Source organism: Clostridium chrysemydis (assembly GCF_015234215.1).
GTDB classification, from domain to species: domain Bacteria; phylum Bacillota; class Clostridia; order Clostridiales; family Clostridiaceae; genus Clostridium; species Clostridium chrysemydis.
Genome location: NZ_JADEKP010000002.1, coordinates 92265 through 106589, shown reverse-complemented (window position 1 = coordinate 106589; position 14325 = coordinate 92265). Strand labels below are relative to the sequence as shown.

Here is a 14325-nt window from a genome sequence, read left to right as displayed (position 1 = left end):
TCTTAATTTACTACTTTTTTAGAAATGTTTTGCCTATATCTAGTAAATATTTAAACTCGTCTGATTTATGAAATAAACAAATATATATTAAATTAGGAATTATCAAACATACTATCCCCCTAATAATTAAAAATAATAATCCACTTCCTATTATTAACTGGCATAAAAAAGTTGCTATAAATCCTGAAAATAATGTTATTAAAACAAAGAATATATATCGCTTAAAATATCCCATTACAGGTTTGTTAAATACATATTTATATACAAGCTTTGGCTGTATCAAGAATGGTAGCATAACTGTACTGATCGTAGTTCCCATAAATACACCTGCAATACCAAAATATTTTAATAAAATAATAGATGCCCCTAAATTAATAATAGACTCTATAAGTGGTACATATTTATCATTTTTAAATATTCCTGATTTTGTCTTAAACATTGAAATAGATGCCCTTAACCCCTTCATATAAAAATTTATTAAAATAAATATAAAGGCTAACTTTCCAAGTAATAGTCCCTCTCCAAGCCACCAGTTTATAAACGGCTCAATAAGATTATATAAAAAGATAACTGCTAAAGAATAAAACCAAAAATTCACCAAAAATATAACTTTAAATACGGTATATTTTTTTTCTTCACTTTCTACTGCTACTAGATTTCCAACGCTTTCGCCAACTCCATTTAGAAACATATTTATTAAGCTACAAACCTGATCTAATATCATTGTATAATTCGAATACAAACCTACTATTTTTGTGCTTATAAATGCAGATATTAGTATATTGTCAGTTCCAAAAACGCACCAACCTCCAATATTATGCAAAAATAATGCTTTAACATTTTCTATAATATTCTTTTTAGTATCACTACTGACCTCATACTTTTTATCTGTAACTATATACTTGTATCTTGAATTAACTATCTTTCCTATCCAAACATTTTGAACTATAAAAATTATAAGTTCTATCATTAAATATAAAATATAGTTTTTAGTGATTACTAATATTATTATCTTAGCTATAGTTGTTACTATATTGAAAAACAAATTATATCTTGCTAATACATATCCCTTTTGATCTGCATTTATTAAGGACCATTTATGTGCATTTAAATACGAAACTATATTTCTAAATACAAATAGAAAATATACTATCCCCATATACTTAACTTCTGTAACATCTTTCATTAAGTATCCTAAAAAAGGATATATGATTAAACTTATACCAAATATTATAAAACTTAATATTCTATATATTTTTTTATATAACTGAACTAATGATATTATCTTTTCTTCGTCTTTCTCAGCTAACGGCTTGTATAAATTATAAACTATACTTAACCCTATGCCACCTTCAACTAAGCTCATCATAGAAATTAAATTAATTAGTAATCCATTTACTCCTAGATATTCTTCACCTAGATTATCCAAAAAAACTTTTCTTGAAATAAATCCTAATAAGATAATCACAACTTGAGTTAATATATTCATATAAATATTTTTCAAAGAATTTTTTACTCTCATAATCCCCTCTTAACTATTAATTCCTTTTTATCTCTTCGTATGTTCTCCTGCAATTTTCTTTGTCATTTAGCGTAAAAAACTCATCAATTCTAGTATTATATTTATTCTGATTAAAGGCTCCATTATCTATAGTATTCTTTAAGCAATTAACAACTTCAAAAACACTTGAAGCTATATCTCCAAACCCATCTTTTTCATAATCAAAATAACCTTTTTGATAATGGTTTTTGTAATATTCTTCTGAATCAAACTGATAGTATATGATTGGCTTTTTCATATATGCAAAATCAAATGCTACGCTAGAATAATCAGTTATGAGAATTTTAGATGATTTTAATAATTCTTGAACGTCATACTCTCCTTCTTTTGCAATTATTATATTTTTACTAATACTTTTAAAATATTTAATAAATCTTTGTATTTCATGATGTGGATGAAATACAAGTTCAATATTATTTTCGCTTAGCACTTTATCTAATTCCTTACTTTCTAAAAACATTTTAATTTCTTTAAAATATTTTGACTTTAAAAATCTTTTTTCATCAAATACTTTGTCTTTAATAGAGTCTCCTAAATCAAACCACTTTCTCCATGTGAGCATCATGAATATTTGATTTTTTGTTTTAAAATCATGTAAATTATCAAATCTACACAAACCTAGATATTTAACATTTTCTTTAGGATATCCAAGTTCTTTTTTCACAAAATCATATTCTGGTTTTGCCCCACAAATTATCATGTCATACTTTGTATTTTCATATCTATGAGATTGTATTGTCTCTTTTATTATTCCGTGTTTTAAATATATTACTTGTCTCTTAAAAATCCCCTTACCTTTAAGCCACCAAATAATAGGGCTATCTGGCATATTACTACCTGCGTGTGCACTTATTAATTTAGTGGATAAAAAATAATAGACATAATGTTTGAAACTATCATAAAATATTATATTTCCATATTCTCTTATTTTATTAAGTTCATTCGAATTCTTTGTTATTACATAATATATATTTTTATCTTTATGCTTTTCCCGTACATACTTAAAAAAATGATATCCGTTATCTTTAGCTTCATTTTTTCTTTCACCAACTAGCCATACATCTCTATATTTGGTATTTATCTTTATAAAAACACTTACTAGTTTAGATAAACTTATCTTAATTCCTTGAAAAATATATTTAAAGCATTTCATATTTTATTTATTCCTTTTTATAAATTCTCTACCAATAGAATAATAGTTTAAATTTCTATTTTTCATATCATCAATTCTATAACAATTACGTCCATCTAATATAACAACATCTTCATTACACATAACTTTATACTTATCCAATTCGAATTCTTTAACTTCTTTCCACTCTGTAAAAATAAATACTAATTCTGCTTTGTGTATAGCATTCTCAATAGAATTACAGTAAGTTATTTCTTCTTTATATATTTTTTTAAAATTTTCTTCTCCTACAGAGTCATATGCTTTAATTATTGCACCCTCTTCAAGTAATCTTCTTACATTTGGAATTGATGGTGCTTCCCTTAAATCATCTGTTCCTGGCTTAAACGTTAATCCTAATATTGCAACATTTTTCCCTTTCAACTCACCATATAATTCTTTTGCTTTTCTAAATAATTTATATTTTTGATTCTCATTTACTTCTATAGTTGCTTTTATTGTTTTAAGTTCATATTCATTATCATTTGAAAGCCAATGAAGAGCCTTGGTATCTTTAGGAAAACATGAACCTCCATACCCAATCCCTGCATTTAAAAATTTATTTCCTATACGCGTATCATAGGACATTCCCTTAGTTACATCTTCAATGTTCGCCCCAACTTTTTCACAAAGATTAGCTATCTCATTTATAAATGAAATTTTCAAAGCTAAAAAATCATTTGATGCATATTTTATCATTTCTGCACTTCGCCTATTTGTAATTACTAAAGGTTGCTTAAATCTTTCATATACTTCTAAAAGTTTATTTTTAGCTTCCTCGCTCTCAACTCCAATAACTATACGACTAGCATTTAAAGTATCTAGTACTGCAGTTCCTTGAGCTAAAAACTCAGGATTTGATGCAACCTCTACCTTAACATTATTCTTTAGATGCTCTTTTAAATATAATTCTGCTCTATCATTTGTTCCTACAGGAACTGTTGACTTCATGACAACTAAGCAATCTTTTTCTACACTTCTTGCGATCTGATTTAAAACCTTAAAAATATAATCTAAATTAGCTGACCCGTCAGATCTTTCTGGAGTTCCAACCCCTATAAATACTATGTCACAATCTTTATATTCAGTTTCATAATCAGTAGAAAAGTTAAGTTTACCTTCTTTATAATTTTTAACTATTAATTCCTCTAAATTAGGCTCATAAATCGGAGATATACCTAATTTTAATTTTTCTATTTTTTCATAATCTACGTCTATACAAGTTACATTGTGTCCTACTTCTGAAAGACAAGCACCTGTAACTAATCCAACATAACCTGTACCCGCTATAACAATTTTCATACCCTATACCCCTTCTAATATACATAATAATTTATATGCCCTTACCCATTTAAGAAATAGTTTAGCCTTATAAAATATAATTCCTTTTATACTGTAGCCCCTATTTTTTAATATTTTATTTGTTTCCTTATCGAAAATAAGCTTTTTATTTATATAGTAGTAAATATTACTTAACTTATTATTTTTTATTTCTTCAATAAAATTAATCTTTGGATTGTTGCCATACCCTTTTATTAAAGAAATGTACCTATCATTAAAATGAATATAAATTATATATAATATTGTGTTTTCAAACCCTTTTGACTTTAATGTTTTCAAGAGATTTCCTAACCTAATCATATATCCTGCATTATATTTTCTAGTAGTTGATCCTGTTCTAGATATTTGATTGTAGTATGTCTCACTAACCACCCCTATATTTTTACAATTCCTCAAAACCTCCAAATTAAATAGAGTATCCTCGCTTCCAATTTCATTAAACTCTTTAAATGTTATTCTATTATCTATTAATAAATTTTTATCATATATTTTATTGCATACAATTAACGTGTGACTTTGCATTAAATATCCTTCTACATATTCTGAAATATTAAAAGCCTTATTTTTTATAGATTCAGCTTTAATTTTTATTAGTTCTTTCCCTTCATCATTAATACTTTTTCTGCTGCAGACACAAATATCTAATTTGCCATTAGCTTCTTTATATAATTTTTCATACATATCTAAATCTATATAATCATCAGCATCAACAAATCCAATATACTCTCCACTCGCTATTTTTATACCTTCGTTTCTTGCAGAGCCCTGCCCCCCATTTTTCTTCTGTATTACTTTTATCCTATTGTCCCTTTTCTTAAAATCTTCTATAATTTTTAAACTATTATCTGTAGACCCATCATCTACTAGTATTATCTCTATATCTTTTAAACTTTGATTTATAATCGAATTAATACATTTATCTAAATAGTTTTCTACATTATAAATCGGTACAACAACGCTCACCTTAGGCAAATCAACCACCCCCAATTATCCATTTTTTAAAATTAAAATTTTCATAAATACAATTAGTCTAAATCTATTTATTACTGTATCTCTTCTAATGCACTTTAACATTTCTCTATATAAAATATTACTTCCTGTAACATAGTTAAAATCAATTCTTTTACCTACTTCACTTATAAGTTCTCCGATGTTTTTAAATCTATTTTTGTAATCTTTTATTTTTAATTCAGCTACTTCATTTCTCAAAACTTCTTTGAAACTATTAAATAATTTTTCGTTAAGTATATTTTTTTCCTTATCTTCGATTTTGAATTCATTTTTCAATATATTTTCTGTCTTATCTTGAAGCAGTAAATAATTTTTAAGTAAATTTTTTTTATAACTATTTGTTGCGCTTAATTCATTTCTTCTATCATAATAATAAAGGCTTTCTTTAATATATTTGAATTTTTCACACTTTGAAGCAATTTCTAAAAAGAATAACTGATCTTCAGATAATTTTAAATTTTCATCAAATCTTATTTTGTTATTTTTAATAATATCTATATGGATTAATTTCGAGCAAACAAGTCCCAAATTACCTTTTGTAATTTCTCTTAAAATATCCTTTTTAGCTATTTCCTTTTCATTTTTTCCAAACACTTTTCTTATATCAGTTTTATTTTTAAAAACCTCATAATTATCACAAAATACCATAGTTTTAGGCATTGCATACCGCATAAGTTTCAAAACTATTTTAGAATCTAAATAATCATCTGCATCTAAAAACATAACAAAATCACCTGTTGCATTATCTAATCCTATATTTCTACTATTTGAAACTCCAGTGTTTTTTTTATTTATAATCCTAATTCTTTTATCTTCTATATTTTTAATAATTTTTAATGTATTATCTGTTGAGCCATCATTTATTATTATTATTTCTAAATCCTTGTATTCTTGATTTATCGTAGAATAAATTGCTCTTTTTATATACTTTTCCCCGTTATAAACTGGTACTATTATTGAAACTTTCATTCCCATATCTAAACTCCTATATCTTAGGCAATCTTTTTCTAAATAAAATCATATTTTTAGCACCAGATAAAGTAAAATTAATTAAATCTTTATCACTAGTGTTTGGTAAAATCATTCTAGGCATAAGGTATTCATTATAAGAAAATTTTTTTAAAGGAAAGTTTCCATATAGAAAGGCTTTCTTAAATCCAGAACTTTTGATTTCTTCTATAACTCTATTAGAAATATCCTCTTCACTTCCGTAAGGGTAACAAAAAATATCAGTATTATATATTTTACCTAGTTCATTTTTACATAATTCTATATCTTCTTTTAATTCTTTAGGGCTTAAATCTGAAAGTCTATTATGCTTTGAAGAATGAGCCCCTATTAGATGGCCCTTTAATTTCATATTATTTAAAAACTTCGGACTAATCCTTTTTAACCTAAGTTCATAAATCTCTTTATTTTTCTCAATTATTTTGCTAAAACTATACACTTCATTTAGATCACTATATATATCATTTAAGGATATACTTCCTTCTAATAATATATTTGAAAGCAGATTCCACTCTTTTCTTCTATTTTCATTATTTATATCTATCCTTATGTTAGTTTTCTTTAAATCATAACTACCTTCTTTTACGTAACTAAGCCAAAACTGAATCATATCCATCTTTAGTCCTTTATCTTTAATTATTAAATCCTCTGAACAAAAAAATATACCTTTAGCATTTATTTCATCTAATATCTTACTTCCAATAAGATATTGATTTAAATAACCGTCATCAAAGGTTAAAGTTACGCTCTCTTTGTTTGAAAGATTCAAATCTATATCAAATTTAGATTCTATTATTTTTAAATGCATTTTAAAATTACTCTCTTTAATTGAGTGATCTAAATGCATAGAATCATCGAACAAATCATCAATAATTATATTGTGATAAGCTAAAACTCTTTTTCTATACCTATTTAAAAAATAACAAAGTGAAGTAAACCCTGTATACTTGCTGATTTTAGCTAAAAGCTTCTTTTTATCTATCACCATATATTTCCCTCACTTATTTTTTTAAACCCATCTTTAATTCCCTGCTTTGATTTTAAAAACATTTCTTTATCATTTTTTATAGTACATGAAACAAATTGATATATATAAGTTGCTACTTTCCAATAGCATATTGCTATCTTAGCTTTTATTTTATCTATTCTTTTTTCTTTTCTATCGTATATAAATCTCTTCCAAAAAAGTATTTGGTTGTAGGTATTTGCGTAAGAGGCTTTTAAATTTCTATTTTTTTCAAGGCTTCCTCCATCTAAATGTTTTATATTTATATCTTTAACACCAATTACTTTATTTCCAATTAAGTGATTTTTATAAATAAGAACTGCATCATCACGTAAAGAATATTTTGTTTCATCTATCCAAAGTTCCTCTCTTAAACTAGAATTAATTAAAGCTTTTCTCTCTCCAAATACACACATTCCAGGTGCACTTTCACTATATAAAAACCTTTTAGAATTTTTTAAGTCCTTATTGTAACTATATCCCCCTGAACTTATTATTTTTACAAATTCGCTCTTGTATTTTTTAGGAACTGATGAAAGAGTTAAAGAAGATATTAACCGCCTTATCCCTTTTTTAAGTAAAAGATCTTCGTATATAGGAAATGAAATTTTGCATAGTCCTAATTTTATTGGTTCGTATAATTTTTCTAAAATATTACTTTCAAACTCTACATCATCATCTAAAAGCAAAACATATTTCGATTTAGCTTCTTCTATCCCTATAATCCTTTGAAGAAGCATTCCTTTATCTGAATAAACTACTTTTATATTATCTATTTCTACTTTAGGGAATTTATATCCCTTAGGTATTACAATAATTACTTCCTTTGGCTTTATATTTAATTTTTTTATGCTTTTAATAAGCTTTTCGAATTTCACTCCTGCTGTTCCAAGAGTTCTTATACATATAGAATAATCCATTATCCCTATCCCCTAATTATTTTATATAATTTATCTATTTCATAATTATTTTCATAACTTAATAATCTGCAGCCTTTAGATAATTTTTCTCTTAGTTTTTCATCTTTATATAATTTAATAATTGAATCAGCCATTTTTTTAATGTCTAACTCTTCTATTATTCCGTCTTTCATATGATTAATTTGACTTTTTGCAGTTTCATAATTAGATATTAAAATTGGCTTTTCTAAAACCTTTGCTTCTGTAACAGTAACAGCCTTCCCTTCATATCTTGAAGGTTGTATATATAAATCGCATTCCCTTAAGTAAGGATATGGATTAATTTTTTTACCTATCAAAACAAAGTTTTCTTTTAAATTTTTATTATTTACTAACTTAATAATTTTTTCTTTATCTGGACCAAAGCCTATTATATTCCACCTTATTTTTTTATAGCCTCTTTTTTTTACTTCTTCTAAAATATCTATTGCTATATCAAATCCTTTTGCATTACAAAGTCTTCCTATCGATAATATATTAAAATATTCTTTGTTATATAAGTTTTCTTCCTTTAAAGAATCTTCTCTTATCCACCTAGTACTAGTTATATTTTCTATAACAACCACCTTCTTTTTTAATTCAGGATAAATCTCAAGAAAAGCTCTCTTGCAGTCTTTTGAAACAGCTACGATAACATCTAATTTTGACCACATCTTAAAATCTAATTTTCTATCTAGATATATATTTTTATAATCAGTGTGGATCCAGCCTATTTTAATTTTTGCATCAACATTTGAAATAATATAATCATGTGGCCAAACATAACCTATTGCTACATCGTAACTTTTCTCCTCTTTTTCTAGGTATTTGTGAGTAAATTTATAAGCATTTTGAATTTGATAGTAGGATATCTCATTTATCCCCTTTATCTTAGCTAGTATTATCGCTTTAAATTTAGCCTTGAGTCTTCCAATCATTATTCTATATTTCTTTTCTTTTAATAATGAAAATATTGGTTTAGAAAAGCATTCTAAGCTTTTCTTTTTTTCTAAAATATTAACTTTGCTATCTACTTTTTTAAAAAGTTCCCCCTCTCTCTCATATAGCCTAAGATCAACATTATATTTTTTATAATCAAATATATTTAACATATTAAGAAGGCTTTTTTCAATTCCACCAATCCCCAAACTATCTGCAACTATTATTATATTTTTCATAAATTTACTCCTACTTAACCCCTGTAAGTTTCTTTATATTATTTACTCCTAAAAGTCTAATCCCTAACTTTTTAATACTTTGTTTTATTTTATCCTTTTTAGATACCCAGCTTTTATGAAAATGATGAATAGAAACAGTATTCTCAGTTCTTAAATCTTGATAAAACCTATAATCATACGGTGAAAAAACTTCCATTGGATATACTGTAAGTAATCCTTCTTTTTTTTGATATTTACCATTTCTCTCTATTTTTAAATCTTTAAAAATATCGCTTAAGATAAATACATTAGTTACAGTATCTAAAGTACCATCTTTGTTTATAAATTTTTTGTTTTGATACTTATCTAAAAGTTTTTTAATAACTTTATTTCCTTTTCTAGCACCTATTGTACTTGTAGCTATATAGTTTGCAGCTTCAAATCCAAAGAAGCTGTCATTTTCTAAATAATCATCAAAATCCTTTAAAAGCTCAACATCAGTATCTAAATATATTCCTCCGTAATTAAATAGCGCATACGCTCTAACGTAATCACTTACAAAAGCATATTTCTTTTTTTCGTAAGCTTCCCTTACAAAATCATTTGAATTTATATCAAAATTATCTTCGTTCCACTCTACTAACTCATACCCTTTAGCATTTTCCTTCCAACTGTTAATGCATTTATTAACTATTTCCGGTTTTTCAATTCTTCCAAACCAACAATAATGTATCTTTCTTTGAATCATTTATTACCTTTCACCTCCTAAAACAAATTGAAATTATATTTATATGGATATATCCAACTTTCACCACTTAAAAGTAACATCGTTGAATATAAGAAATAGCCGCTTACCATAACTATCCTAAAAAATTTATTATTCTTTTCATCAAACATAGAGCAAATCTTAGGTAATAATAGTAAATAATAAACATCAAAATACATACAAAATCTTGCGAAAAATACATGTCTATAAGCTAAGCACATAAACAGAGCTCCTAAAATACATAAGTTCAATATTACATTCAATCTTTCCCCAAAAACTAACATTGCACGCTTTTTATAAAGTAATATTATTACTATAGGTATAACCCAAACTGCTATCCTTAAAATATTAGCCCCATTGCTTGTGTCGTGCATAATTGATTCATAATTTGAATACTGTGATGTTCCAATTAAATTAAACAAGACATCAACAAATTGCTGATAAAAAATAAATGCTAACGAGAATGTTCCAAATATTATTATGTTTGTAAAAGACTCTATTTTTTTGTTTGCTGTAAAATATATAAGGATAAATATTAGAGCTGATTGATGAAATAGTGATGCTATTATAATAAACAAAAAATATTTTTTAAAGTTCCTATTAAGTAAATGTTTAAAGCCTGATATCAATATTACAGAAGCTAGATATTGTCTTAATCCATTCATTGTTCCATAGTATACAAACGTAGTTATATAAAAATACATAGATAACGAAAAATCTTTGCTATACTTTCTTAAAAATATAACTATTACCGTGTTTATTATTATTGATGATAAAAAGAAAAAGATTTGTGGATTTTCACTTATCTTATATAAACTTTTCATTAAAAAATCAAAACCAAATTCACTTTCAAACCAATTAACCTTATCAGGCCCAAATGCTGTATAAATTTCTGAATAATTTGAGTAATCTGTTCCAACTTTATATCTAAATCCTGAAACTAATATTAATGATAATAATCCTACCGACATAAAAATAAATGAATAGACTTTTTTATTTTTATGTTCAGATTTAAGAGCTTTTTCTGATAAAATACTAGATATTATTACTAAAACTAAGTTAATCATATATATAGTCATTTATTACACCCTCACGTGCTTCTAAGTATTCAGTTTCTTCTTGTGAAGATATTCATAGATAGGTTTTGGAATCACTCCAAGTATTATTGGTTTTACTGTATATATATAATTTATTTTTTTTAGTTTTAGTTCCTTTATTATTAATCTTTTTACATAACTTTCATTTAGTCTAAATATAAATTTTCTTCTATTAGTAGCATCTCTATCGTCTCTCATTTTATATAATACTTTTTGAATATTTTTCCCACTATACCCTTCTTTGTACATTTTCATCCACAAATGATAATCTTCCATTCTTAAAAGTCTATCACTTACGCTATAACCTAAAACTTTGTCATATGCGAATTTTTTCACCATACAAGGTGCATGACAAAAAATAGTTCCCTTTATTAATTCTTCTTTTTTGGGATATTCAGAGATACAACATTTTCCCCACTCTCCATCTTTATCAAAATAACTCATAAGCGTACTAACAATTTCAACATCTTCATTTTCTAAAACTTGTACTTCTTCTTCAAACCTTGTAGGAAGTGATATATCATCACCATCCATCCTCGCTATATACTCTCCTCTAGCTTCCTTTAAACATTTATTTAAAGTATAGTTTAAGCCCATATTTTCTTTGTTTTTTAAAACTATAACCTTATCTTTATGTTTCTTCTCATAATGTTTAGCTATTTCGTATGTGCTATCACTAGATCCGTCATCACACATAATTAATTCAAAATCTTTAAATGTTTGATTAAATAAAGAATCTATACTCTCTTTTAATGTGCTTTCACAATTGTATATACCCATTATCACTGAAATTTTAGGATTCATATTCCCCCCTATAATTAATTATCTAATCCTTGTAATATATTTCTAAATCCTTCAAAACATTACTAAGTAAATACTTACTATAGTCATAACTTTTAATTTCAAAGCCTTCTAAAATTTTACAAATAGCATTAGCTGTTCCTTTTATATCATTGACTTTAACTAATACTCCATTTTTTCCATCTTTGATTAATGTTCTTGGTCCTCTAGTATCTGTCGCTAAAAGAATTTTATTATTTATAATCCCCTCTAAAAGGCATTTTCCAAGTCCCTCTCTTTTAGAAAATAAAGCAACACAATCAGCCGCACTTAATAGTTCTTTTATGTCTTCTCTAAATCCTATAAGTTTTATATTTTCTGATAACCCTAATATTTTTATTTTTTTTAAAAGATCTTCTTTAAGAGACCCATCCCCTGCACATATAACTTTAATATTCTCTATATTTTTCATATATTTCAAAGTGCTTATAATCTGCTTATGATTTTTGTTTTTATTTAATTCTGCAAGAATCAAAATCATAAATTGATTTTTTTTAACACCTATTTTTTCGCGAAATAAATCTCTATCAAAAGATTTAGATTCATATTTTTCTTCATCTATCCCGACACCATTCATTAAAAATCTATTTCCAGCTGCTCTAAGTTTTAAATTCTTGCTAACCTCAAAATCTTCATTATTTATAGTTATTAGAGTATCTGTCCACCTCCCTGCTATACATTCTAAAGGATAGTATAGTAACCAATTTATTATTGGCGCACCTTTATAAAAATGAAATCCGTGAGAAGTATAAATCATTTTTATTTTTTCTTTTCTTAATGCAAACCTAGTTAAGAAAGATGCATTTGGCGTGTGAACGTGAACAACATCATATTTTTCTTTTTCTTGAATGTCTCTTATCTTTTTTATGCACCTTAAATTATTTATATTTATAGGGTTTCTGCTAAATTCTATATTATGAACCTTAATCCCTAATTCTATTAGCCTACTATCTATTTCATTTAAAATATTGCATCCTATATGAACAGTGTACCCAAGCTTTATAAGATGCTCTATATGCGGAACTAAAAATGCATTTATAGTATTACTGATAGTTGTTACGTATAATATTTTTTTCATTTTTTCTCCTTTGAATACCCGTAATAATATGCATCTTTTCTATCTACTGACTCACCATTAATTACAATGCCTATAACATTTGCATTAACTTTTTCCAATTCTTTATACCCTTTATTAATTGAATCTAATTTAGTTTTTTCAGCCCTAACTAAAAACAAAGTCCCATCTACTTTCCCCGCTAGAACCTGTCCGTCAGTTACAGCTCTAACTGGTGGTGTATCTAAGATTATAAGATCATAATCTTCTTCTACCTCTCTAATAAATTCTTGCATTTTATTAGAGCCTAAAACATCTGCAGGACTAGGTGGCATCTCCCCTGCTGTTATTACATCTAAATTATTACAAACATTATTTATTATATTTTCTAAGTTGCTTTTCCCTATTAAATAATTTGTTAGACCTTCCTCGTTAGATAGCTTTAATTTTCTATGAATGCTAGGTCTTCTTAAATCACAATCTATAATTAAAACTTTCTTTTCACTTTGAGACATCACATAAGCAAAATTGCAACAAACGGTAGATTTACCTTCTCCTGATTCTGAACTTGTGATAACTAATGTTTTTATATCTTTATCTATAGACGAATACTCAAAACTGGTTCTTAATTTTCTATAGCTCTCACTTGTAATATTTTTTAAATTAGTTTTAATTATAATTTCATTATCCTTAGACTTTTTATTATTAAAAGGCAATTCACCAATTACAGGTGCCTTAAAGCTCTTTTCTAAATCACTTTTATCTTTTATGGTACTATCTAAATAATCTAATATGAATATTATTCCAAGTGAACTTAAAATACCAACTGCTAAATAAAAAATAATTATATTTTTTTTGTTTGGATAATTAGTTATCACGTTAACCTCATCTATTACTTTTGTATGAACTCCTAATATAATTTCTCCAACTCCAGCACTAAATTCATTAGCAATAGTTGTTACTATTTTTTTTGAAGCATCAGCTTCAGTTGATGTATAACTAATTTCTAAAATAGGTACTCCTTCTGTCACTCCAAATTGCACACCATTTATCAATTGTTCTGGAGGCATTTTAAGTCCAGCCTTTTTAGAAACTTTACCCATAAACTCATTTGTTTTTATAAGTTGTATATAAGTATTCATAAGTGAAGAATACTCTGATAATTCTCCTTTTGAATATTCATCTGTAATTTTGTCTGTCTTTCCTGAAAAAATCTTTACTTTTGCTGTGTATGTCTCATGCATCTTAGTAGTTTTTAAGTATCCAAATCCACCCGCTACAAGCATAGCTAATACAATCAACCATATTTTTTTCTTAAAGGAATAAATTAGTCTATCTATATCAAATGTTTTTTCTCCCATACCCTACCTCTTTT

The 14325-nt window shown here is 26.1% G+C and carries 13 protein-coding genes; all 13 read right to left on the bottom strand.

Annotation, left to right across the window (positions count from 1 at the left end; translation table 11 throughout):
* Positions 1–10: 10 nt before the first annotated feature.
* From INR60_RS08425 to INR60_RS08365, 13 genes are read right to left on the bottom strand one after another with little or no spacing between them, the layout of a single operon-like run.
* A complete protein-coding gene (locus INR60_RS08425) occupies positions 11–1522 on the bottom strand; it encodes a lipopolysaccharide biosynthesis protein (protein WP_194191075.1) in 1512 nt (503 codons plus the stop codon).
* Between the two features lie 16 nt (positions 1523–1538).
* On the bottom strand, positions 1539–2714 hold the full coding sequence (locus INR60_RS08420) for a CDP-glycerol glycerophosphotransferase family protein (RefSeq protein ID WP_194191074.1): 1176 nt from the start codon (positions 2712–2714) through the stop codon (positions 1539–1541).
* 3 nt (positions 2715–2717) lie between these two features.
* Positions 2718–4034, bottom strand: coding sequence for a UDP-glucose dehydrogenase family protein (locus tag INR60_RS08415; protein WP_194191073.1), 1317 nt, complete (start codon positions 4032–4034; stop codon positions 2718–2720).
* Positions 4035–4037: 3 nt separating this feature from the next.
* Complete coding sequence (locus INR60_RS08410) at positions 4038–5036, bottom strand: glycosyltransferase family 2 protein (protein WP_338015013.1); 999 nt, start codon at positions 5034–5036, stop codon at positions 4038–4040.
* A 24-nt stretch (positions 5037–5060) separates the two neighbouring features.
* Positions 5061–6059, bottom strand: a complete 999-nt coding sequence (locus INR60_RS08405; RefSeq protein WP_194191071.1) for a glycosyltransferase family 2 protein — start codon at positions 6057–6059, stop codon at positions 5061–5063.
* A 10-nt stretch (positions 6060–6069) separates the two neighbouring features.
* Positions 6070–7080: a polysaccharide deacetylase family protein gene (locus INR60_RS08400; RefSeq protein WP_194191070.1), complete on the bottom strand. Its 1011-nt coding sequence runs from the start codon at positions 7078–7080 to the stop codon at positions 6070–6072.
* The gene (locus INR60_RS08395) at positions 7074–8018 is read right to left on the bottom strand and encodes a glycosyltransferase (RefSeq protein ID WP_194191069.1); all 945 of its coding nucleotides are present in this window, start codon (positions 8016–8018) and stop codon (positions 7074–7076) included. The genes INR60_RS08400 and INR60_RS08395 overlap by 7 nt, the downstream gene beginning before the upstream one ends.
* Positions 8019–8023: 5 nt before the next feature.
* Positions 8024–9214, bottom strand: coding sequence for a glycosyltransferase (locus tag INR60_RS08390; protein WP_194191068.1), 1191 nt, complete (start codon positions 9212–9214; stop codon positions 8024–8026).
* A gap of 10 nt (positions 9215–9224) precedes the next feature.
* The gene (locus INR60_RS08385) at positions 9225–9941 is read right to left on the bottom strand and encodes a glycosyltransferase family 32 protein (protein ID WP_194191067.1); all 717 of its coding nucleotides are present in this window, start codon (positions 9939–9941) and stop codon (positions 9225–9227) included.
* Positions 9942–9958: 17 nt separating this feature from the next.
* A complete protein-coding gene (locus tag INR60_RS08380) occupies positions 9959–11038 on the bottom strand; it encodes an EpsG family protein (RefSeq protein WP_194191066.1) in 1080 nt (359 codons plus the stop codon).
* A 21-nt stretch (positions 11039–11059) separates the two neighbouring features.
* Positions 11060–11860, bottom strand: coding sequence for a glycosyltransferase family 2 protein (locus INR60_RS08375; protein ID WP_194191065.1), 801 nt, complete (start codon positions 11858–11860; stop codon positions 11060–11062).
* A 22-nt stretch (positions 11861–11882) separates the two neighbouring features.
* On the bottom strand, positions 11883–12974 hold the full coding sequence (locus tag INR60_RS08370; protein WP_194191064.1) for a glycosyltransferase family 4 protein: 1092 nt from the start codon (positions 12972–12974) through the stop codon (positions 11883–11885).
* Positions 12971–14311, bottom strand: coding sequence for a tyrosine-protein kinase domain-containing protein (locus tag INR60_RS08365; protein WP_194191063.1), 1341 nt, complete (start codon positions 14309–14311; stop codon positions 12971–12973). Before INR60_RS08365 ends, INR60_RS08370 begins: the two co-directional genes overlap by 4 nt.
* Between the last annotated feature and the right edge of the window lie 14 nt (positions 14312–14325).

Excerpts from the sequence above, each read along its gene's own strand:
- INR60_RS08425 (WP_194191075.1), bottom strand. The coding sequence starts at position 1,522 with ATGAGAGTAAAAAATTCTTTGAAAAATATTTATATGAATATATTAACT.
- INR60_RS08420 (WP_194191074.1), bottom strand. The coding sequence starts at position 2,714 with ATGAAATGCTTTAAATATATTTTTCAAGGAATTAAGATAAGTTTATCT.
- INR60_RS08415 (WP_194191073.1), bottom strand. The coding sequence starts at position 4,034 with ATGAAAATTGTTATAGCGGGTACAGGTTATGTTGGATTAGTTACAGGT.
- INR60_RS08405 (WP_194191071.1), bottom strand. The coding sequence starts at position 6,059 with ATGGGAATGAAAGTTTCAATAATAGTACCAGTTTATAACGGGGAAAAG.
- INR60_RS08400 (WP_194191070.1), bottom strand. The coding sequence starts at position 7,080 with ATGGTGATAGATAAAAAGAAGCTTTTAGCTAAAATCAGCAAGTATACA.
- INR60_RS08395 (WP_194191069.1), bottom strand. The coding sequence starts at position 8,018 with ATGGATTATTCTATATGTATAAGAACTCTTGGAACAGCAGGAGTGAAA.
- INR60_RS08390 (WP_194191068.1), bottom strand. The coding sequence starts at position 9,214 with ATGAAAAATATAATAATAGTTGCAGATAGTTTGGGGATTGGTGGAATT.
- INR60_RS08385 (WP_194191067.1), bottom strand. The coding sequence starts at position 9,941 with ATGATTCAAAGAAAGATACATTATTGTTGGTTTGGAAGAATTGAAAAA.
- INR60_RS08380 (WP_194191066.1), bottom strand. The coding sequence starts at position 11,038 with ATGACTATATATATGATTAACTTAGTTTTAGTAATAATATCTAGTATT.
- INR60_RS08375 (WP_194191065.1), bottom strand. The coding sequence starts at position 11,860 with ATGAATCCTAAAATTTCAGTGATAATGGGTATATACAATTGTGAAAGC.
- INR60_RS08370 (WP_194191064.1), bottom strand. The coding sequence starts at position 12,974 with ATGAAAAAAATATTATACGTAACAACTATCAGTAATACTATAAATGCA.
- INR60_RS08365 (WP_194191063.1), bottom strand. The coding sequence starts at position 14,311 with ATGGGAGAAAAAACATTTGATATAGATAGACTAATTTATTCCTTTAAG.